This is a genomic window from Ottowia sp. (assembly GCF_035444425.1).
In the GTDB taxonomy this organism is placed as follows: Bacteria; Pseudomonadota; Gammaproteobacteria; order Burkholderiales; family Burkholderiaceae_C; genus Ottowia.
The window spans coordinates 118523-139512 of the sequence record NZ_DAOMOQ010000004.1 but is presented as its reverse complement, the minus strand read 5'-3'; the positions used below and the strand labels follow the sequence as shown (position 1 = coordinate 139512).

Annotated in this window: 15 protein-coding genes and 1 pseudogene; 11 read left to right on the top strand and 5 right to left on the bottom strand. The window is 64.3% G+C overall.

What is annotated here, in order from left to right; translation table 11 throughout:
- Positions 1 to 23: 23 nt before the first annotated feature.
- The gene (locus tag PK606_RS03180; RefSeq protein WP_324560582.1) at positions 24 to 422 is read right to left on the bottom strand and encodes a recombinase family protein; all 399 of its coding nucleotides are present in this window, start codon (positions 420 to 422) and stop codon (positions 24 to 26) included.
- 577 nt (positions 423 to 999) lie between these two features.
- On the opposite strand from PK606_RS03180, the gene PK606_RS03175 reads away from it, so the two are divergent.
- Entirely contained in the window at positions 1000 to 1794 is a 795-nt protein-coding gene (locus PK606_RS03175; RefSeq protein WP_324560579.1) for a DUF6602 domain-containing protein, read from the top strand.
- 960 nt (positions 1795 to 2754) lie between these two features.
- On the top strand, positions 2755 to 3273 hold the full coding sequence (locus PK606_RS03170; protein ID WP_324560576.1) for a DsrE family protein: 519 nt from the start codon (positions 2755 to 2757) through the stop codon (positions 3271 to 3273).
- Positions 3274 to 3465: 192 nt separating this feature from the next.
- On the opposite strand, the gene PK606_RS03165 is transcribed toward PK606_RS03170, so the two are convergent.
- A complete protein-coding gene (locus PK606_RS03165) occupies positions 3466 to 4599 on the bottom strand; it encodes a tyrosine-type recombinase/integrase (protein WP_324560573.1) in 1134 nt (377 codons plus the stop codon).
- Positions 4600 to 4766: 167 nt separating this feature from the next.
- Between PK606_RS03165 and ychF the strand changes: the two genes are divergently transcribed.
- Positions 4767 to 5861 (top strand): redox-regulated ATPase YchF, encoded by a 1095-nt coding sequence (gene ychF, locus PK606_RS03160; protein WP_324560570.1) that lies wholly within the window; start codon positions 4767 to 4769, stop codon positions 5859 to 5861.
- Between the two features lie 6 nt (positions 5862 to 5867).
- Entirely contained in the window at positions 5868 to 7415 is a 1548-nt protein-coding gene (locus PK606_RS03155) for a bifunctional aminoglycoside phosphotransferase/ATP-binding protein (protein WP_324560567.1), read from the top strand.
- A 23-nt stretch (positions 7416 to 7438) separates the two neighbouring features.
- Here the strand turns inward: PK606_RS03155 and PK606_RS03150 are convergent, their stop codons facing one another.
- The gene (locus tag PK606_RS03150) at positions 7439 to 7867 is read right to left on the bottom strand and encodes a MarR family winged helix-turn-helix transcriptional regulator (protein ID WP_324560564.1); all 429 of its coding nucleotides are present in this window, start codon (positions 7865 to 7867) and stop codon (positions 7439 to 7441) included.
- Positions 7868 to 8029: 162 nt separating this feature from the next.
- On the opposite strand from PK606_RS03150, the gene PK606_RS03145 reads away from it, so the two are divergent.
- From PK606_RS03145 to groL, 7 genes and pseudogenes are all read left to right on the top strand, one after another.
- Positions 8030 to 9940: an FAD-dependent monooxygenase gene (locus PK606_RS03145; protein ID WP_324560561.1), complete on the top strand. Its 1911-nt coding sequence runs from the start codon at positions 8030 to 8032 to the stop codon at positions 9938 to 9940.
- Between the two features lie 232 nt (positions 9941 to 10172).
- Positions 10173 to 10453: pseudogene (locus PK606_RS03140) on the top strand (hypothetical protein); the annotation flags it as partial.
- Between the two features lie 335 nt (positions 10454 to 10788).
- On the top strand, positions 10789 to 12561 hold the full coding sequence (locus PK606_RS03135; protein WP_324560558.1) for an N-acetylglutaminylglutamine amidotransferase: 1773 nt from the start codon (positions 10789 to 10791) through the stop codon (positions 12559 to 12561).
- A 16-nt stretch (positions 12562 to 12577) separates the two neighbouring features.
- The gene (ngg, locus tag PK606_RS03130; RefSeq protein ID WP_324560556.1) at positions 12578 to 14341 is read left to right on the top strand and encodes an N-acetylglutaminylglutamine synthetase; all 1764 of its coding nucleotides are present in this window, start codon (positions 12578 to 12580) and stop codon (positions 14339 to 14341) included.
- Positions 14338 to 15546: an osmoprotectant NAGGN system M42 family peptidase gene (locus PK606_RS03125; RefSeq protein ID WP_324560553.1), complete on the top strand. Its 1209-nt coding sequence runs from the start codon at positions 14338 to 14340 to the stop codon at positions 15544 to 15546. Before ngg ends, PK606_RS03125 begins: the two co-directional genes overlap by 4 nt.
- A gap of 758 nt (positions 15547 to 16304) precedes the next feature.
- Positions 16305 to 16595: a co-chaperone GroES gene (gene groES / locus PK606_RS03120; RefSeq protein WP_324560551.1), complete on the top strand. Its 291-nt coding sequence runs from the start codon at positions 16305 to 16307 to the stop codon at positions 16593 to 16595.
- Positions 16596 to 16640: 45 nt separating this feature from the next.
- Positions 16641 to 18284 (top strand): chaperonin GroEL, encoded by a 1644-nt coding sequence (gene groL, locus PK606_RS03115; protein ID WP_324560549.1) that lies wholly within the window; start codon positions 16641 to 16643, stop codon positions 18282 to 18284.
- A 150-nt stretch (positions 18285 to 18434) separates the two neighbouring features.
- Here groL and pgi read toward each other — a convergent pair whose 3' ends face one another.
- Positions 18435 to 20024, bottom strand: a complete 1590-nt coding sequence (gene pgi, locus PK606_RS03110) for a glucose-6-phosphate isomerase (protein ID WP_324560546.1) — start codon at positions 20022 to 20024, stop codon at positions 18435 to 18437.
- Positions 20025 to 20036: 12 nt separating this feature from the next.
- Positions 20037 to 20984, bottom strand: a complete 948-nt coding sequence (gene tal, locus PK606_RS03105) for a transaldolase (RefSeq protein ID WP_324560543.1) — start codon at positions 20982 to 20984, stop codon at positions 20037 to 20039.
- Positions 20985 to 20990: the final 6 nt, after the last annotated feature.

The following is a 20990-nucleotide window of genomic DNA, read 5'->3' as shown; positions in this document are numbered from 1 at the left end:
CACATGCTCGCCCAGCCTCGCGCTCAGTTCAAGAGGGTGGTGAGGCCACGCTTACACATGACCGCGTGCATCTGAATCATGACCTTGTTGGCATTCGGCATGTCGGCGGCGACGAAATCCACCCCGGTCTCGATCAGACCGGACACGAAGTGAACATTACGGGCCAGCCGGTCGAGCTTCGCAATCAGCAGCGTTGCCCCTGACCGCTTGCACAGCTCCAGTGCCTTGCGCAGCTCAGGACGGCGATCAAGAGCATTTGCACCTTTCCCCGTCTCGACCTCGACAAACTCACCGACCGCAGACTGACCGCGCTCCGACAGATACCGCGACACCACCTGCCGTTGAGCATCCAGACCCAGACCAGATGCACCCTGCCGCTGGGTGCTGACACGGTAGTAGGCGACGAACGACTTAGACGGCATGGCGGGGGCTCCTGAAACTTGGCTACGCGTAAGGACGAGCGTCCTTCATGTATCCAAGCCTACGAAGGCATCACCGGGCCGACAAGGAGGTCGTTGTATCGGCGAGGATGTGGAACTGAACCGCCGTGAACGGGGTGGCCTGTGGTAAGCCAGACGACCGGGGCTGACCGGCTTGATCGCGCGACCTTGTACCCCCTATGGCGAAGCGTGCGTCCGCGTAGGGCTTGATGGCGTTTTTTTCCGGGCCTGTGCCGGAGTGCTTATAGGGCCAGGCCGGTGTCGCTCAACGATGTCCAATCAATGATTTCTTGGCGAGGATGAAACGGCGCTCTCGACTCTGAGCGGGCTTTCGGACGATTGAAAACCTTAAGATCGCCGGATGAACTAGGCTGCCGGGTTTCGCTAGTTACATCTACCTGTATAAAGGACAGGCGATCACACGCAACGGGTTGATCTGATTGCGCCTTTAGGAGAAGGACGTGATCAGAATATCCCGACCGTCCAGCTTCTCCCGTAGGTTCTGCGGGATACATTGCGTTAGATGCCTACAAGATAGGACGACATGCTGTACTCACACATGAAAGCGGTCGAGGAGCATCTCCTTGCTATTTCTAAGGTTCCCGCGAATTCGGGACACTCGTTACACAAAGGCACCCCCAGAGAGGCATTCATCCGAGAGTTTCTGGAGAAGCACCTGAACTCGACCGTGGCGATCGGGACAGGCGAGATCATTGACAGTCGATCTAAACCAAACGAGCAGCGAAATCAGTTCGACATCGTCATCTACAAGCGAAACTACCCCAAGCTCGATTTCGGTGGTGGTGTCAGCGGATTTCTGGCGGAGTCGGTGGTCGCAACCATCGAGGTCAAGTCGACCCTAGACAAGGCGGGAATTGAACAAGCTGTCCGTGCAGCACGTGCAGCTAAGTCGCTGCAGAAGAACGAGGTGAAGAGTTTCTCCTCGGGCTACATTCCTCCAAGCATCCTGTCTTTCGTTGTCGCGTACGACGGTCCTGCGAAAATGGAAACAGCGCACGTTTGGGTGAAGGAGGCGTACCAGTCGCAGGGGCTCGCCGAGCCGGCGTTGCCTGAGAACGACCGAGCTGCAATCCCAGGGCCGGCGCTGGAGGGCGTGTTCGTCCTTGGCAAGGGATTCCTCAACTTCGACAATGCCCCTTATGGTTTCATTCCTTCACAAGTTCGGAAAGAGCGTCCGGAGGTGTGCTGGGCTATCGCTCAGAGCGATCGAGGGAGTTTGCTTTCGCTGTTCCTTCTGCTGACAGTCGCCACCAGCAATGTTGAGGGGGCATGGCTGAACCCCTTACCGTACCTGCAATCTTTCCGCGTCTACGATCTGCAGTTCGGACTGTGACGGCGTCTAACGTGCCGGTGACGTTTACGTTAACTGACCGCTCTTGGCCGAAACCTGTAGGCCGGAACCATGCTGACTGACCGCAATCGCTACTGACACGCCGCGTCGATGCAGGTGTCCCGTCGACCTTTCGCCATGAACCTTTGGAAGGCCCGCTACCGTGCTTATACCGCCGAGCCCCTATAACGCATTATTTTTGCGGCAGCAGGGTAGGTAGCTAAAATCCATTTCGACGTCAAATAGACCCGTTTCCATGCGTTTAAACGACCTTCCTGTGATGCCCATCTGCTGCTGTGATGCTTCGGCTAAAAATCAACACCCAACGAAGGTCAAACTGTCATCTTTATCATCAACAACTGCTTATACCTGATCTCGATTCAATCTCATATAATGCGGTCAACACACTTGCCGGTGTGTGTCAATACATCGGCTTGGTTCAGGCTTTATCGGTGGATCGTACGTTCGGGCCTGAGCGACGAAGATTTACTTCATGTCGAGAAGGGATCTGGCAAAGACAAAGGGTCGAGTAGCTTTGCAAAACAAAGTGCCGCTGCCCTGCCAGATGAGGATGATGTGACTGCCCGGACGCCTAGGGTTGCATCATTCAATACCAGAGCGGCTACTAGTGCGACGGAGATGACCCTGTACGGATGGAATCCGGTAGGTGTGATTGGGCTGCTAACCCTTGCTATTGCCGGGGTTAGGGGAGTATTGCCCTCACGCCTACCGGATTGGGGACAGCACCTTCGGTGTAACGCCTTCGGCGTTCCACCTACGGTGTTATTAAAAGCCCGTATTGCGCCCAAAATATGGGTTGCTTAAAAAATAGTCAATTATTTAGCTTTTTTGTAACAGTCAAGTCCATGAATATGTTGCTTTCTTGATGGGCTATCGTGGATTTCTGTTGTATTGCAATGAGTTGCGTGATAAAATTTACTATTAGATAAACTGAGGTAACTTATGGAATTCTGGTTTGTTTCACTTGCTGTCGCTGCAATGATTGCGATAGCCCCGGCTCATGCGGCAGAGCCGTTCTCTCCCTACGGCACCGCCAAGGTCGATATGCACAGCATGCCGGTGACCAACGTTGTTTTTGACGTCAATTATGCCGATCCGAACCAGTTGAATATCCTTTACGGCTTCGTCAAGAATACGGTGAAGGAGACCAAGGGTAAGGTCGTGGTCGTTACTCATGGGCCTGAGCTTCGTGCGTTTGCAATGGAGAACTATGAGAAATACCAGGGCGTGATCGATCGAATGGCTGAGTTAGCTAAAGAGGGCGTCGAATTCAAGATGTGCAATAACGCTCTGCGAGCTGCTGGTTTTGTTCCGGAGGACATGCATGGCATGATCACGGTGGTGCCAGCAGGTTTTGCGGAACTGGTTTTCTGGCAAGGGCAGGGCTATCAGTACATCAACCCGATTCCCCTCAACGTTCGAGACGTCAGGTACCTTGATCAGCCGAAACCGAAAAAGTAACGATTATATGGATCTTGGTGATCTAACGAATGTCACCTATTTACAGCTGGTCATCAGTTTAATCAAAATTCCCGGCATTGGGTGATCTGGATGGGGTCCGGCGGCCAAGGAAACGCAAGCTTTAATCAACGTTTATTCGGATTGCTGGTAGAAGTTGCGTTTTTTAATCAAGTAAACCGCAAGTCCCCTGCATTAACCGCCATCCATGGCCCGACCCATCTCCCGCTGAATCTTCACCATCGCATCCCGGATGTCCTCGACCCCAAGCTGCACATAGTGCCGGTGCAGCACATCACTCTTGGGCGGCGTGTGATTCAGAATCCTTCGCAGCACCGCATCACTGACCGCCAGCCGCTCCCCGACCGTCGCCACCAGCTTGCGAAGATCGTGCAGCATGAATCGGGGTGCCCCGGCCCGTTCAGCCATCTTCGACAGGTGTTCCGCTGACACGCCCGCGAACAGTTCATCACCGGGCTCCAGCCCTTCACAGCGCCTTGCCAGAATCTCCCGCATCACCGGCGTGATGGGCAGGCTATGGGGCTTGCCGTTCTTGGTGTCAGGCACGCTCAGGACATTCGAGGCAAGGTCGATCTGGCTTCGCTGCAGGTTCCTCACCTCATTGCGCCTCAGTCCGGTGTAGATCACCAAGTACAGGAAGTCCCGTTGCACTTGCCCGATCTGATCAACCGCTGCCTTCCATGCGGGAAGCTCACTCTCCTGCAACACCCGCGCCCGGGGCTGAACCCGGTCAGGCAACAGCCCGACCGTCGCCAGCTTCGTGAACGGGGATTCCAGAGTCAAGCCATGCATGGCATTCGCGTACTTCACCAATGCCCCGATCACCCCTCTCGCCAACTCGACCAGTGCAGCCCCTCTGGTCTGCCCGAACTCCCGGCAATGCTGTGTGAATGCCGGATCACCCAGCTCAGACACTGACCGGTCCAGCCACTCCCCGAAATGGGTTCGCAGCAGCGATTCATAGCGCTTCTGGCTCGATGCCTTGATGTTCTTGACCCGGCAGTACTCTTCACGCAGCTCGCGCAGCGTGGGCACCACCACCACCGCAGGCTTGACCGGCCATTCACCGCGTCTGCACTGGGCCAGCACGGTCATCGCCAAACCCCGGGCTTCCTCGACGCTCATGAGCGGCCAATGACCCAGCGTCATCCGGAACTGCTTGCCCGCCACGCTGGTAGCAACCCGGAAGGTCCGCTTACGGGCATTCATGCGGACACAGAAGCCACTCAGCACCCGGTCCCGCAGGACACGCCCATCCCGGGCATTGCTGCGCTCAAGCAAAGCTTCGCTGATCAGTACAATCGTCATCGCTATTTCCCAGGCAAATCGAGGACAAAAGCCTCGAAAAGAGTCTGACTACACCCCCCGGCTGATCGCCCAGTCCGGCCCAAGAGGCCAGATGCGGGTCGGGCACCTCGACCACGCCTGTGTTGGGCTCGATGGTACGCAAGGGGTTGATCCATAAAGGAATTTCCATGAGCCTGCAATGCGGCATCGTCGGTCTGCCAAACGTCGGCAAGTCCACCCTGTTCAACGCGCTGACCAAGGCGGGGATCGCTGCGGAGAACTATCCCTTCTGCACCATCGAACCCAACACGGGCGTGGTCGAGGTGCCCGACCCGCGCCTGGCGCAGCTGGCGGAGATCGTCAGGCCCGAGCGCGTGCTGCCGGCCATCGTCGAGTTCGTCGACATCGCCGGCCTGGTGGCGGGCGCCAGCCAGGGCGAGGGGCTGGGCAACCAGTTCCTGGCGCACATCCGCGAGACCGATGCCATCGTCAACGTGGTGCGCTGCTTCGAGGACGAGAACGTGGTGCACGTGGCCGGCCGGGTCGACCCGATCTCGGACATCGAGGTGATCCAGACCGAGCTGTGCCTGGCCGACTTGGGCACGGTGGAGAAAGCCTTGCAGCGCTATACCAAGGCCAGCAAGAGTGGCAACGACAAGGAGGCCATGGCGATGGTCAAGCTGCTCGGGCCGGTGCAGGCGGCGCTGAACGAGGGCAGGCCGGTGCGCACGCTGCAGCTGTCGAAGGAAGAGCAGGTGCTGCTGAAACCGCTGTGCCTGATCACCGCCAAGCCGGCCATGTTCGTCGGCAACGTGGCCGAGGACGGGTTCGAGAACAATCCGCTGCTCGATCGCCTGAGCGAGTACGCGGCCGGCCAGAACGCGCCCGTGGTGGCGATCTGCGCCAAGATGGAGGCCGACATGGCCGACATGAACGACGAGGACAAGGCGCTGTTCCTTGCCGAGATGGGTCAGGAGGAGCCGGGCCTGAACCGCCTGATCCGCGCCGCCTTCAAGCTGCTGGGCCTGCAGACCTACTTCACCGCCGGCGTGAAGGAGGTGCGCGCCTGGACCATCCACGTCGGTGACACCGCACCGCAGGCGGCCGGCGTGATCCATGGCGATTTCGAGCGCGGCTTCATCCGCGCGCAGACCATCGCCTTCGACGACTACATCACCTTCAAGGGTGAGCAGGGCGCCAAGGATGCCGGCAGGATGCGTTCGGAAGGCAAGGAATACGTCGTCAGGGATGGCGACGTGATGAACTTCCTGTTCAACGTCTGACGCCGCATGAGCGCCGCGCCGCAGGACCCGGATGCCACGCTGGCGGCCCGGGCGGCGATGGTGCGGCGGCTGGCTGATGCGCGAGCGGATGCGCAGCTGATCGAAACCCACATCTCCTGGGTGCTGCTGACCGGTGATGACGCGTACAAGCTGAAGAAGCCGCTCAAGCTCGACTTCCTCAACTTCAGCACGCAGCAGCTGCGCCGCGCCGCCTGCGAAGAGGAGTTGCGCATCAACCGCCGCACGGCGCCGGAGATCTACCTGGACGTGGTGCCGATCACCGGCAGCATCGCTGCGCCCGGCATCGCGGGCGACGGGCCGGTGATCGACCATGCGGTGCACATGCGGCGCTTTCCCCAGCGCGCGCTGCTGGCTAATCATGCGGCGCGAGGTGAGCTGGGCGCCGAGCACATCGACGCCTTGGCGCGGCATGTGACGTCGTTTCAGCGTGCCGCCGCGGTCGCGCCGGTGGATGGGCCTTATGGCCAGGCCACCACCATCCGGCAACTGGTGGACGACAATTTCGCGCCGCTGCACGAGCGCCTGCGCAGCGACCCGCTGGCGGCACGCCTGGATGCCTTGCACGAATGGGTCCGGAACGAAGGCGCGCGTCTGCAACCGCTGTTCGATGCCCGCCGCGCCAACGGCCAGGTGCGCGAGGGTCACGGTGACCTGCATCTGGGCAACCTGATCTGGCTGGATGGCGCGCCGCAGCTGTTCGACGCCATCGAGTTCAATCCGCAACTGCGCTGGGTCGACGTGATGGCCGACGTGGCCTTCCTGTTCATGGATCTGCACGCGCACGGGCTGGCGCCGCTGGCCTGGCGCTTCATGAACGCCTGGCTGGATCTGGGGGGCGACCATGCCGGCCTGGAGCTGCTGCCCTTCTACGCCGTGTACCGGGCGCTGGTGCGCGCCAAGGTCGCGTCGCTTCGCGTGGCCACGCCGGGTGACGCGCACTGGCGCGAAATGGCGCGCTACGTCGAACTGGCGTATCGGCTGGCACAGCCGCGCGAGCGCGTGCTGTGGGTGGCCAGCGGTGTGTCGGGATCGGGCAAGAGCAGCCAGAGCCAGCCGCTGATCGAATCGCGCGGCATCGTGCGCCTGCGCGCCGACGTCGAGCGCAAGCGCCTGTTCGGCCTGGCGCCGGAGGCCAGCAGCGCCGGGGTGCCGGGCGGCATCTACACGCCGGCGGCCAGCGCCCGCACCTATGCCGAACTGCGCGAGCGGGCGCGCACCGTGCTGCGCGCTGGATTCCCGGTGCTGGTGGACGCGACCTTCCTGCGCCGGACGCACCGTGCGGAGTTCATCGCGCTGGCGGCCGAGAGTGCCGTGCCGTGCCGTCTGCTGGTGTTCGACGCACCGATCGAGATCCTGCGCGAGCGCGTGCGCCGGCGCAGCGCCGAGGGGCGCGATGCGTCAGAGGCGACGCTCGAGGTGCTGGAGCGCCAGTTGGCGGAGCGAGAGTCACTCACGGCTGCTGAAGGCGCGCTGGCGATCCAGGTCGATACCAGCCGGGTGGTCGACTGGACCAAGCTGCCGCTGGACGTTTGATCGAACGGCCATGGCGGGTTCGTTCACACCTTCTCAGGCCGCACGAGTTGACGGGCGAGCTTGAGAAAGCACGCACGATCCGCATCGCTGAGCGACTGCAGTATCTCGTCCTGCAGATCGCGGACGATCGGCAGCAGGGCGGCGTGAACGCGCTGGCCCTTGGCGGTCAGTGAAAGCTCTCGCGCCCGGCGGTCCAGTTCGTTGACGACGCGGCGGATCCAGCCCTTATGCTCCAGCCGTTCGATGACACCGCCGATGGTGGCGCGATCGTAGGCAATCAGCTCCGCGACGCGCGCCTGATCCGCGGCGGGGTGGGCATGAATGGCGTCGAGTGCGGCGAACTGGACCGGCGTCAGGTCGAACCCCGCCGCCTGCGTGCGCTGGACGAAAATCTGCGTCGACCGCTGATGCAGGCGGCGTATCAGGTGTCCCGCCATTTCGATTGAGTCCATTGTCGCGCTCCGGGTGAAGGCTCCAATCTGACCTGGATGCGCCAGCCACGGTGCCAATTAATAAGTATACATACAGTATTGACGACCAATAGTAAGTACAGATATCATTCGCCACCGCGCCGGCACGTCGTTCGTGGCGCATTCCAGACGAGGAGACAGGACATGCAGTTCTACAAGGACGGATTCCGGGGTGGCAACCCCGACGTCAAGCAGGCCGCGCCCAACCGGCGCAACCGGGGTGCCCACGAACCGCTGCCAGAGCAGGTCGACGTGCTGATTGCCGGCACCGGCCCGGCCGGCCTGTGCCTGGCGGCGCAGCTGGCGCAGTTCCCCGAGATCGACACCATGATCGTCGAGCGCATGCCCGCCAACATCATCAAGGGCAAGGCGGACGGCATCAACACGCGCACCATGGAGATGTTCCAGGCCTTTGGCTTCGCCGACAAGGTCAAGCGCGAGACCTACTGGGTCAACCAGACCGCGTTCTGGATGCCCGACCCGGCCAACCCCGCGCACATCAAGCGCGTCGGCCGGGTGCAGGACGTGGCCGACGACAGCTCGGAGATGCCGCACATCCTGATTAACCAGGCGCGGCTGCACGAGCTGTTCCTGGAGGTGATGAAGAACTCGCCCTCGCGCCTGGAGCCCGACTACGGCTGGGAGGTGGTGAGCGTGGCGGTGGACGAAACCACCGACGACCACCCGGTGACCGTGACGCTGAAGGACGCCAGCGGCATCAACTGGTGGGCCACCCGCACCGTGCGCGCCAACTACGTGGTCGGCTGCGACGGCGCGCATTCGGCGGTGCGCAAATCGATCGGCGGCGTGCTGCACGGCGACGCCGCCAACCAGGCCTGGGGCGTGATGGACATCCTGGCCAACACCGACTTTCCCGACGTGCGGCAGAAGTGCCTGATCTCGTCTGCCAATGAGGGCAACGTGCTGATCCTGCCGCGCGAGGGCGGCTACGTGTTCCGCATGTACGTCGAGCTCGACAAGCTGAAGGACGGCGAGAAGGCCGCGAGCAAGAAGTTCACGCAGGACGACATGATCGCCGCGGCCAACCGCATCATCGCGCCGTACACGCTCGACGTGAAGGAGGTGGTGTGGTGGTCGATCTACGACATCGGCCACAGCATCACCGACAAGTTCGACGACGTGCCCGAGGGCTCCGGCCGCAACCCGCGCGTGTTCACCGCGGGTGACGCCTGCCACACCCATTCGCCCAAGGCGGGGCAGGGCATGAACGTGTCGATGCAGGACACCTTCAACCTGGGCTGGAAGCTGGTGCATGTGCTGCAGGGCCGGGCCGACGCCAGCCTGCTGCGCAGCTACTCGAAGGAGCGCCTGACCGAGGCCAAGCGCCTGGTCGAGACCGATCACGAGTGGGCGCGCATCATGTCGGCCCCGACCACCCAGGCCGAGCGCGACGGCAGCGAGGAGCCGCGGATCATCCGGCAGTTCAAGGCGAACCTGGAATTCACCGGTGGCACCGCCGTGAAGTACGACCCGTCCAAGCTGTTCGCCGCCTCGGCGCACCAGGCACTGGCGAAGGGCGAGGAAATCGGCCGGCGCTTTCACTCAGCCCCGGTGGTGCGCCTGTCCGACGCCAGGCAGATGCAGCTCGGCCACGTGGCCGAGGCCGATGCGCGCTGGCGCATCTACGCCTTCGCCGGCAGGGCCGACAGCTCAGCCCCCGGCTCGGCCATCCACAAGCTGGCCGACTGGCTGGAGAATGATCCGAAATCCCCGGTTGTCCGGCACACCCGCCCGGGCGAGGACATCGACGCGGTGATCGACTTCCGCGCCGTGTTCCAGCAGACCTTCGATCAGCTCGCCTACGAGCAGATGCCCTCGCTGCTGAAGCCGAGGACCGGCAAGCTCGGCCTGCAGGACCACGAGAAGGTCTTCTGCGTCGACCACAAGGGCGTCGGCGACATCTTCGACATGCGCGGCATCGACCGCGACACCGGCTGCATGGTGGTGGTCCGCCCCGACCAGTACACCGCCCATGTCCTGCCGCTGGACGGCTTCGACGAGTTGTCGGAATTCTTTGCTGGCTTCCTGCGCTGACACCTGTCATCTGCATTGCGGAACGTGACTGGAGTTGACCCTGTCGCTTGATGCAAGCACTTGATCTGCAAGCCTACGGCTGCAGCAGGAGTGCTTCGGGCTGGCTCCGAGGAAGTCAGTTTCGGTTGCGTCAGGGGTCATAGCCGCGAGACCTCGCGAAGCTTTCAATGATCTTGAATGGCCGCCTCAGGGATGACCGGCGATAGACCGCTCCTGGCCGGGAGCGCCTCACGAGACAGCTTCTGGTACCCGAGAAGCGCTTCAGGCGTGGATCAGGCAGGCAGGACTAAAGTCTGACGATTTCCTGTTCCCAGCCGGCTTCACAACTCACCACATCTGGGCATCCGGCAGTACGCCCGAATCCTGGGACATTGGGTCGATGAACTGGGTCTCGACCGGGCAGACTACGGCACACAACGTTTCCAAAGCAGTCGTTCCGACAGTTTCCAGGTTCTGCCAAGTTCGTTGGATTTGGCCGTGATCCGAATGCGATGCGTTGCAGATGCCGCGTGACCTTGTCGGCAAAGGTTGAGTCTGGTAAAATCTACAGTCTTTTCATCGCCGCGTGTCTGCTTTGCAGCACCGCGTTGCAAGTGGGAGCAGGGCTTAGAACGGCCCGTCTGCGCTCTCCGGCTCATTTCCAGTCGCGTTGGTGTCCGTTCCTCCTTTCGAGGGGCTGATGGCAGCGACTTGTCTCGTTCGGGCGGATCGATCCGCCCAGTGCTCCCTGTCAGCACGCACGCCAGCAGCGGCGGCAGCGCCAGTGGGCCCGCGAGACACCATTTCCGTCTTCATGCTCCGGTGCTCCGTGCTCGCCTGGCGATCACACGGAAGGAGTGATCGCACGCATGTGTGGTATCGCAGGAGAAATTCGGTTTGACTCCCAAACCGTAGACGCGGACGCGCTCGCCCGTATGGCCGAGGCACAGGCAGCACGTGGCCCCGATGGGCACGGCCTGTTCATCCGAGACACCATCGGACTGGCGCATCGACGGCTCAAGGTCATGGACCTGTCCGAGGCGTCGGCGCAACCCATGTTCGATCCGCAACTGGGCCTGGGACTGGTCTTCAACGGGGCCATCTACAACCACGCCGAACTGCGCGCCGAACTTGAGGGCCGGGGCTATCGCTTCTTCTCGCAGGGCGACACCGAGGTCTTGATCAAGGCCTACCACTGCTGGGGCGAGGATTTCGTCACGCGCCTGAACGGCATGTTCGCTTTCGCGCTGTGGGAGCAGGGCAGTGGGCAACTGCTGCTCGGCCGCGATCGTCTGGGCATCAAGCCGCTGTACCTGGCCGAGGTCGCGGGCGGCCTGCGCTTTGCCTCCACCCTGCTGGCGCTGCTGGCAGGTGGCGGCGTCGACACCGCGATCGATCCGGTCGGACTGCACCACTACCTGTCGTTCCACGCCGTGGTGCCGCCGCCGCACACCATCCTGCAGGGCGTGCGCAAGCTCGCGCCCGGCACCCTGCTGCGCCTGCAACCGGACGGCGAACGCCAGCAGCGGCGCTACTGGACGCTCGACTACGCGCGCAGCGCAGCCGACGAAGCACGCCCCGTCGCCGAGTGGCAAGACCTGCTGCTCGACGCACTGCGCGCCGCGGTGCGGCGGCGCCTGGTGGCCGACGTGCCGGTCGGCGCGCTGCTGTCGGGTGGGGTCGATTCGAGCCTGATCGTTGGCCTGATGACCGAAGCCGGCGTGGCGAACCTGCACACCTACAGCGTCGGGTTTGAGGACGTGGGTGGCGAGAAAGGCAACGAGTTCGAATACGCCGACATCGTGGCCCGACATTTCGGTACCGTGCATGAGCGCATCTTCGTACCCGAACAGGAGTTGCTGCGCCACCTGCCCGAGGCCATCGGTGCCATGAGCGAGCCGATGGTGAGCCACGACTGCATCGGCTTCTACCTGCTGTCGCGGGCCGTCTCCAGGCGCAGCAAGGTGGTGCAGAGTGGCCAGGGCGCCGACGAGGTGTTCGGCGGCTACCACTGGTACCCGCAGCTCGACGGCAGCGCCGCGCCGGTGGACGACTACCTGGCGGCGTTCCGCGACCGCGACTATGACGACTACCGTGCCCTGGTGCAGGACCGCTACCTCGGCCACGATGCCTCGCGCGAACTGGTGACGCAGCATTTCGCCGCCCCGGGCGCGAGCGAACCGGTCGACCAGGCGCTACGGCTGGACACCACCGTGATGCTGGTGGACGACCCGGTCAAGCGCGTCGACAACATGACCATGGCCTTCGGGCTGGAGGCGCGGGTGCCGTTTCTGGACCATGAACTGGTCGAGCTGGCGGCGCGCATCCCGGCCCGTCACAAGCTGGCCGGCGGCGGCAAGGGCGTCCTGAAGGAGGCGGCGCGGCAGCTCATCCCGCCGGCCGTGATCGACCGGCCCAAGGGCTACTTTCCGGTGCCGGCGCTCAAGTACCTGGAGGGCGACACGCTGGCGCGCGTGCAGGACGCCCTGTCGAGCCGGGCGGCGCGCGAACGCGGCCTGTTCCGTCCGGCTTACGTGGATCGGCTGCTGTCCAGCCCGGCCGACCACCTGACGCCGCTGCGGGGATCCAAGCTGTGGCAGCTCGGCCTGCTCGAATGGTGGCTGCAGACCCATCTGGCTTGAACAGGAGAAAACAAACGTGATACGCAAACAGATCAAGCGCGGCGCGCGCCTGGACCGGGCGCGCCTGCCGCAGGGGCTGGTGGGCGAGTACGCCAAACAGGACGAGGCCGCCAGCGGGCGCATCGTCGAATGCGGTTGGGGCCGGCTGATTGCCGGGCACAGCTTCGCGCAACCGCAGGACATCGCCGAGGCGCTGCTGGGCGAGCGGCCCGGCCAGCGCGACATCGCCTATTACGTCGACAAGCCGCACGTGGTGGTCGCCTGCTCGCCGCAGCGGCTGTTCGTCGATCCGTCGGAATCGTTCCGGCTCTGGCTGGGCAGCTACGTGCCGGCGCACCCGCGTCGGCACGGCTTCACGATCCGGCGCCTGCGCTCGCGCGCCGACGTCGCCGCGATCAATACCATCTACCAGGCGCGCGGCATGGTGCCGGTCGATCCGGCGGTGGTCTGGAGCGGGCGCGCCGAGCGCAAGCTGCTGTACGTGCTGGCCGAGGACCGCGCTACCGCCGAGGTGATCGGCGCCGCCATGGGCCTGGACCACGTGCCGGCCTTCGGCGACGAGGAGCCCGACGCCGGCGCCAGCCTGTGGGCGCTGGCGGTCGCGCCGCAGACGCCGCACGCCGGCGTGGGCGAGGCGCTGACGCGCTACCTGGCCGAGCAGTTCCAGGCGCGCGGGCGCAGCTTCATGGACCTGTCGGTGCTGCACGACAACGACTCGGCCATCGAGCTGTACCGCAAGCTGGGCTTCCAGCCGGTGCAGGTGTTCGCCGTCAAGCGCCGCAACGCCATCAACGAACCGCTGTTCAGCGAGTCGCCGGCGCTGGGCGGCGAGCGGCTCAACCCCTACGCGCGCATCATCGTCGACGAGGCGCGGCGGCGTGGCGTGCGGGTCGAGTTGGTCGATGCCGAGAACGGCTATATCCGCCTCAGCCACGGCGGGCGCAGCGTGCTGTGCCGCGAATCGCTGTCGGAACTGACCAGCGCGGTCGCCATGAGCCGCTGCGCCGACAAGCGCGTGACGCAGCGCGCGTTGGCGGCCGCCGGCCTGCAGGTGCCGGCGCAGCAGCTGGCCGGCGCAGCCGAGGACGACGGCGCCTTCCTGGCCGCGCACGGCCGCATCGTGGTCAAGCCGGTCGACGGCGAACAGGGCCAGGGCATCACGGTCGACGTGCGCACGCCGGAGGACATGCAGGAAGCCGTCAAGCGCGCACGGCGCTTCGGCGAGCGCGTGCTGCTGGAGCAGTTCTGCGCCGGCGAGGACCTGCGCGTGGTCGTGATCGATCACCAGGTGGTCGCTGCAGCCGTGCGCAAGCCCGCCGCGGTGGTGGGCGACGGGCAGTCCAGCATCGAGACCCTCGTGCGCAAGCAAAGTCGCAGGCGCGCAGCCGCCACAGGTGGTGAGTCGCGCATTCCGCTCGATGCCGAAACCCGGCGTTGCGTGGCCGCCGCCGGGCACAGCATGGACGAAGTGTTGCCGCCGGGCCAGACGCTGAACGTGCGCAAGACCGCCAACCTGCACACCGGCGGCACCATCCACGACGTCACGGCCGAGCTGCACCCGGTGCTGCGCGCGGTGTCCGAGCAGGCCTCGCGCGCGCTCGACATCCCGGTCACCGGGCTGGACCTGCTGGTGCCGGCGATCGACAAGCCCGACTACGTCATCATCGAGGCCAACGAGCGGCCGGGCCTGGCCAACCACGAGCCACAGCCGACCGCCGAGCGCTTCGTCGACCTGCTGTTTCCCAACACCCGCGTCGAGCCGGCGGAGAACCCGTCATGAGCACCGACGCCACCCCCGCCCTGCCGCCGATCGACGGCGGCTTCCTGCGGGAGACCCTGCTGCAGCTGATGGCGATTCCCAGCCCGGTCGGGCTGACCGACGGCATCGTGCGCTACACCGTGGCCCGGCTGGAGGCGATCGGCCTGCCCTGCGAGGTGACGCGCCGCGGCGCCATCCGCGCCACCCTGCGCGGGCGCGAGCGCAAGCCGGCGCGCGCCATCGTCGCCCACCTGGACACGCTGGGCGCCATGGTGCAGCGCATCAAGCCGAACGGCCGGCTGGCGGTGGTGCCGATCGGCCACTGGTCGGCGCGCTTCGCCGAAGGCGGGCGGCTGACGGTGTTCACCGACACGCAGCAGCTGCGCGGCACCTGCCTGCCGCTGAAGACCTCGGGCCACGCCTTCGGCCCCGAGATCGACACCCAGCCGATCGGCTGGGACCACGTGGAAGTGCGCGTCGACGTGCCGGCCGAACGCGCCGAGGACCTGCTGGCGGCCGGCATCCAGGTCGGCGACTGGATCGCCTTCGATCCGCAGCTCGAGCTGCTCGACAACGGCTACATCAACGCGCGCTACCTCGACGACAAGGCCGCGGTGGCGGCGCTGCTGTGCGCCTGCAAGGCGCTGGTCGACGCCGGCATCGAGCCGCCGGTGGACGTGCACCCGCTGTTCACCATCACCGAGGAAGTGGGATCGGGCGCCTCGGCGGCGCTGCATGGCGACATCGCCGAGATGGTCAGCCTGGACATCGCCATCGCGGCGCCGGGCCAGAACACGAGCGAGCATGCGGTCACCATCTGCCTGCAGGACCTGTCGGGGCCGTTCGACTTCCACCTCACGCACAAGCTGATCGGCCTGGCCGAAGCCCACGGGTTGCCGCACCGGCGCGACGTGTTCCGCTTCTACCGCTCCGACTCGGCGGCGGCGGTCGAGGCCGGAAACGACATCCGCACCGCCCTGATCGGCTTCGGCGCCGACGCCTCGCATGGCTATGAGCGCACCCACCGCGACGCGCTCGAGGCGCTGGCGCGGCTGGCGGTCGCCTACCTGCGGAGCGACCCGGTCACCCGCCGCGACCAGCGCCCGATGGGCACGCTGGAAGGCTTCACCGAACAGATGGCGCCGGCGGAGATGCAGCTGCCGCTCACGCCCCTGCCCGATCCCGAGCAGTTCCTCGAGGCCGACCCGAATTTGGGCATCGACTGAGTGAAGACAAGCAGGGGATTCTGGGGCTTCCTATCGTGGCTGCAGCGGGCGTTTTGGCGGCTGGCTTCTTGATTCCAACGCGTCTTTCAGGAATGGCGTGAACAGGCCGTAAGCCAGCAGAGGGTGGAACGTGTTGACGCCGACCGAAATGTGACCCACCTTTTGAGGTGATGCCGACCGAAATGTGACCCGGGTGTTCAACCTACCCTGCTGCATTATTGAGCAGCGGGGTGTTTGGAGTGATCACCATGGCCATGATTGGCTACGCCCTGCGCGCCTTGCCGCGCCAAATCAACGATGAACATCAACCGAGAAGGAGGCGTTGAAGATAAAGTCATGCACAGCCCGTCACCCAATGACAGGCTTCCGATCCCGGGTCAGATTTGAATCGGCACGGCGGGTCAAATTTGAATCGGCGCGGACAATCAGGCTCGTTCCATGCTGGGCGTGGCGCTTTGAGTCGGCCGTCGTCCCATTGATGGCCACCGCAGGTCGTCATTGACCTGAAGCAGTGCAACTCCACTGACGCATAGGGTCAACTTCAGTGACGTTCCGCAGCATCGGCAAGGATCAGCTCAAAAAAACCTTGCTGCTACTTGAATTCGGCGGGTTTGCCCTTATCATTAGCACTCGTTGAGCTTGAGTGCTAACAGCGCATTCGAACTCATCATGTTCCGGCCACTGACCGCTTTCTGCGAACGAAGGCGGATGGGCCAAAACCCTTTATCTCAATCAAATCTAGCAATTAGGAGAACCTGATGAAGCTGCGCCCTCTCGCCGATCGTGTGATCGTCAAGCGCCTGGAGAACGAAACCAAGACCGCCTCCGGCATCGTGATTCCTGACACCGCCGCCGAGAAGCCCGACCAGGGCGAGGTGCTGGCCGTCGGGCCGGGCAAGAAGAATGACAAGGGCGAACTGATTGCCATGAACGTGAAGGTGGGTGACCGTGTGCTGTTCGGCAAGTACAGCGGCCAGACCGTCAAGGTCGATGGCGACGAGTTGCTGGTGATGAAGGAAGACGATCTGTTCGCGGTCGTCGAAAAGTAATCATTTGTCCACTTTTGAACCCAATTTACGCAAGGAAGATTAAAAATGGCAGCAAAAGACGTTGTTTTCGGTTCTGACGCCCGGGCCCGCATGGTCGAGGGCGTGAACATCCTGGCCAACGCGGTCAAGACCACGCTGGGCCCCAAGGGCCGCAACGTGGTGCTGGAGCGCAGCTTCGGCGCCCCCACGGTGACCAAGGACGGTGTCTCGGTCGCCAAGGAGATCGAGCTCAAGGACAAACTGCAGAACATGGGCGCCCAGATGGTCAAGGAAGTGGCTTCCAAGACCAGCGACGCCGCCGGTGACGGCACCACCACGGCGACCGTGCTGGCGCAGTCGATCGTGTTCGAGGGCATGAAGTTCGTCGCCGCCGGCATGAACCCGATGGATCTGAAGCGCGGCATCGACAAGGCCGTCGCGGCCCTGGTCGAGGAGCTGAAGAAGGCCAGCAAGGCCACGACCACCAGCAAGGAGATCGCCCAGGTCGGTTCGATCTCGGCCAACAGCGACGAGTCGATCGGCCAGATCATCGCCGACGCCATGGACAAGGTCGGCAAGGAAGGCGTGATCACCGTTGAGGACGGCAAGAGCCTGGACAACGAACTGGACGTGGTCGAAGGCATGCAGTTCGACCGCGGCTACCTGTCGCCCTACTTCATCAACAACCCCGAGAAGCAGGCCGCCGTGCTGGAGAACCCGTACGTGCTGCTGTTCGACAAGAAGATCAGCAACATCCGCGAGCTGCTGCCGACGCTGGAAGCCGTCGCCAAGGCCGGCCGTCCGCTGCTGATCATCGCCGAGGAAGTCGAGGGCGAGGCGCTGGCCACCCTGGTGGTCAACACCATCCGCGGCATCCTGAAGGTGGTGGCCGTCAAGGCGCCTGGCTTCGGTGACCGCCGCAAGGCCATGCTGGAGGACATTGCCATCCTGACCGGCGGCAAGGTGATCGCCGAGGAAGTCGGCCTGAGCCTGGAGAAGGTGCAGCTGTCCGACCTGGGCCAGGCCAAGACCATCGAAGTGGGCAAGGAGAACACCACCATCATCGACGGTGCCGGCAAGGCCGAGGACATCGAGGCACGCGTCAAGCAGATCCGCGTTCAGATCGAGGAAGCCACCAGCGACTACGACCGCGAGAAGCTGCAGGAGCGCGTGGCCAAGCTGGCCGGCGGCGTGGCGGTGATCAAGGTCGGTGCCGCCACCGAGGTCGAGATGAAGGAGAAGAAGGCCCGCGTCGAGGACGCCCTGCACGCTACCCGCGCTGCGGTGGAAGAGGGCATCGTGGCCGGTGGTGGCGTGGCGCTGTTGCGCGCGCGCCAGGCCGTGGGCGACATCAAGGGCGAGAACCACGACCAGGATGCCGGCATCAAGATCGTGCTGCGCGCCGTCGAGCAGCCGCTGCGCGAGATCGTCGTCAACGCCGGCGACGAGGCCAGCGTGGTAGTCAACAAGGTACTGGAAGGCAAGGGCAACTTCGGCTTCAACGCCGCCAACCACGCCTATGGCGACATGATCGAGATGGGCATCCTGGACCCGACCAAGGTGACCCGCACGGCGCTGCAGAACGCCGCTTCGGTGGCCAGCCTGATGCTGACCACCGAAGTCATGGTGGCCGAGGCGCCGAAGGACGACGCCCCGATGGGCATGCCGCCGGGCATGGGTGGCATGGGTGGTATGGACGGCATGATGTAATTCCGCCGTCGGGTCACTGGCCTGGTGCCGGTGACCGTGCCGTCAGGCTTGGAAAGCCGCTGGGTGACCAGCGGCTTTTTTCGTTTCAAACAGATTTGGAGCTGGCACCGCAGGTATGCAAATCCGCAGCTGCGCCGTGATCCACCTCGATCAGGTCTGGCGCAGTCGCGTGATCAGCGCAGCCGTCGAGGCATCGAGTCCGGCGACGTCACCATGGTCCAGACGCGCAATCAGATCGTGCGCGAAGCGCTTGCCCAGCTCCACCCCCCACTGATCGAAGCTGTTGAGGCCCCACAGCGAACCGAGCGTGAAGGTACGGTGTTCGTACATTGCCAGCAGCGTGCCCAGGCTGTGCGGCGACAAGTCATGGAGCAGCAGGATGGTGGAAGGCCGGTTGCCAGGGAAATGGCGTGCCGGCACGTCACCGGTCTGGCCCAGCATCAGCGCACGCGCCTGGGCCAGTGCCTTGGCCAGCAGCTGCGCGTGGTGCCCGGGCAGGGCGTGTGCCGCCTGGCGCACCAGCACGAATTCGACCGGCACCACATCGGTGCCCTGGTGCAGTTGCTGGAAGAAGGCGTGCTGCCCATTGCTGCCAGCCTGGCCCCAGGTGACGGCGGCGCTGGCGAACGGCAATGTGCGCCCCCGCAGGTCGACGCGCTTGCCGTTGCTCTCCATCTCCAGTTGCTGCAGGTAGGCCGGCAGCGTGCGCAGACCATGGTGGTACGGCGCCACGCAGCGGCTGGCCAGGCCGTGCAGGTTGCGATACCAGAGATCGAGCAGGGCGAGCTGCACCGGCAGGTTGCGCTCCAGCGGCGTGTCGGCGAAGTGCCGGTCCATGGCGTGCGCACCGGCCAGAAGGTTCTCGAAGCCGGCGCGGCCGATGGCAATGGCGATCGACAGGCCGATGCTCGACCAGAGTGAAAAGCGCCCGCCCACGCCGTCGTCGAAGCCGAGGCAGCGCCCGGCGCCGAACGCCTCGGCCGCGGCCTGGTTGGTGCTCAACGCGACGAAGTGGCGTGCGATGTCCTGACCACCCTGGGCCTTGAACCAGTCGCGTGCGGAGGTCGCGTTCTGCACCGTTTCGGCGGTGCCGAAGCTCTTGGAGGCGACGATGAACAGGGTCGATCGCGGCTTCAGCTGGGGCAACAAGCCGGCCAGCTCATGTCCGTCCATGTTGGCGACGAAGTGCAGGCGCGGGCCATCGACGTGGCCGCTGGCCCGCAGCGCTTCAACCACCAGCCGTGGGCCGAGGTCCGAGCCGCCGATGCCGATGTTGACGACGTCGCTGATGTGCGGATCGGCACGCACCGATTCGGCGAAGTCCAGCATTTCGGCGCGCGCGCGCGCGGCGTTGGTCACCAGGCATGCTGCAGCGTCGGTGCCGGTATCGGCGGCTGGCGCCGCGGATCCCGGCATGCGCCAGTGCACATGTGTGACGGCGCGCTGCTCGCTGACATTGATGGGTGCACCGCTGAACATGGCGTCGCGGTGCGCCTCGACGCCACATTCGCGTGCCAATCCGGTCAGCAGGGTCAACGCCTCGGCGTCAATCAGGTTCTTCGACAGGTCGGCGTAGACGCCCGCCGCTTCCAGGCTGAAGTGCTCGGCGCGACCTGCATCGGCATTGAAGGCGCGGCGCAGATCGAAGGCTTCAGTGCCACTGAACCGTTGCTGGAAGTGCTGCGCCAGCGCGCGCCAGGCGGGCACCTCGTCGCAGCGCGGTCGATCTCGCCAGTCCATGGGGTGCGGCGCTCAGGCCGTCTGCATCAGGGCTTCGAGTTTCTCGGCATCGGCGATGAAGGCCCGGATGCCTTCGGCCAGTTTCTCGGTCGCCATCGCATCCTGGTTGAGTGTCAGGCGGAACGCCGGCTCGTCGTAATGCACCTCCGGCAGATCGAGTGCGCGCGCCGCCTCGGCGTCGAGCGCACGCGGCAGCGCGTCATCGCTCGCCGCCAGCTGCGCCAGCAGTTCGGGGCTGATGGTGAGCAGGTCGCAGCCCGCCAGCGCCCGGATCTGGCCGATGTTGCGAAAGCTCGCGCCCATCACCTCGGTGGTGATGCCGTGCCGCTTGTAGTAGTTGAAGATGCGCGTGACCGACTGCACGCCGGGGTCATTGGCGCCGGCCATCGCCGCCTCGTCCCAGCTGGTGCCGGCGGCCTTCTTGTACCAGTCGTAGATGCGTCCGACAAAGGGCGAGATCAGTTGAGCCCCGGCCTGGCCGGAGGCAACCGCCTGGCAGAACGAGAACAGCAGCGTCATGTTGCAGCGGATGCCGCGCTGCTCCAGCCGCTCGGCGGCGCGAATGCCTTCCCAGGTCGAGCTGACCTTGATCAGCACGCGCTCGGCCGGCACGCCGGCGGCCCGGTACAACGCGATCAGGCGCTCGGCCCGAGCGCAGGTGGCGTCCGCGTCGAACGACAGCCGCGCATCGACCTCGGTCGAGACGCGGCCTGGAATGATGGACAGGATCTCGGTGCCGAAGCGCACCAGCAGCCGGTCCATCAGCTCGTCCAGCGGCTCGCCTCGGTGCGCCGCCACGGTGTCCTTGAGCAGTGGCGCGTACTCGGGCTTCTGCACCGCCTTCAGGATCAGCGACGGGTTGGTGGTGGCGTCACGCGGCTGGTACTGCACCATCTGACGGAAGTCGCCGGTGTCAGCCACCACCGTGGTGAGCTGCTTCAATGCATCGAGCTGGTTCATGTGCCG

What these genes read in the sequence shown, in the direction of transcription:
- PK606_RS03165 (WP_324560573.1), bottom strand. Translation starts at nt 4,599, where the DNA reads ATGACGATTGTACTGATCAGCGAAGCTTTGCTTGAGCGCAGCAATGCC.
- tal (WP_324560543.1), bottom strand. Translation starts at nt 20,984, where the DNA reads ATGAACCAGCTCGATGCATTGAAGCAGCTCACCACGGTGGTGGCTGAC.
- PK606_RS03145 (WP_324560561.1), top strand. Translation starts at nt 8,030, where the DNA reads ATGCAGTTCTACAAGGACGGATTCCGGGGTGGCAACCCCGACGTCAAG.
- PK606_RS03175 (WP_324560579.1), top strand. Translation starts at nt 1,000, where the DNA reads ATGAAAGCGGTCGAGGAGCATCTCCTTGCTATTTCTAAGGTTCCCGCG.
- PK606_RS03155 (WP_324560567.1), top strand. Translation starts at nt 5,868, where the DNA reads ATGAGCGCCGCGCCGCAGGACCCGGATGCCACGCTGGCGGCCCGGGCG.
- PK606_RS03125 (WP_324560553.1), top strand. Translation starts at nt 14,338, where the DNA reads ATGAGCACCGACGCCACCCCCGCCCTGCCGCCGATCGACGGCGGCTTC.
- PK606_RS03180 (WP_324560582.1), bottom strand. Translation starts at nt 422, where the DNA reads ATGCCGTCTAAGTCGTTCGTCGCCTACTACCGTGTCAGCACCCAGCGG.
- ychF (WP_324560570.1), top strand. Translation starts at nt 4,767, where the DNA reads ATGAGCCTGCAATGCGGCATCGTCGGTCTGCCAAACGTCGGCAAGTCC.
- PK606_RS03135 (WP_324560558.1), top strand. Translation starts at nt 10,789, where the DNA reads ATGTGTGGTATCGCAGGAGAAATTCGGTTTGACTCCCAAACCGTAGAC.
- PK606_RS03170 (WP_324560576.1), top strand. Translation starts at nt 2,755, where the DNA reads ATGGAATTCTGGTTTGTTTCACTTGCTGTCGCTGCAATGATTGCGATA.
- PK606_RS03150 (WP_324560564.1), bottom strand. Translation starts at nt 7,867, where the DNA reads ATGGACTCAATCGAAATGGCGGGACACCTGATACGCCGCCTGCATCAG.
- pgi (WP_324560546.1), bottom strand. Translation starts at nt 20,024, where the DNA reads ATGGACTGGCGAGATCGACCGCGCTGCGACGAGGTGCCCGCCTGGCGC.
- groL (WP_324560549.1), top strand. Translation starts at nt 16,641, where the DNA reads ATGGCAGCAAAAGACGTTGTTTTCGGTTCTGACGCCCGGGCCCGCATG.
- groES (WP_324560551.1), top strand. Translation starts at nt 16,305, where the DNA reads ATGAAGCTGCGCCCTCTCGCCGATCGTGTGATCGTCAAGCGCCTGGAG.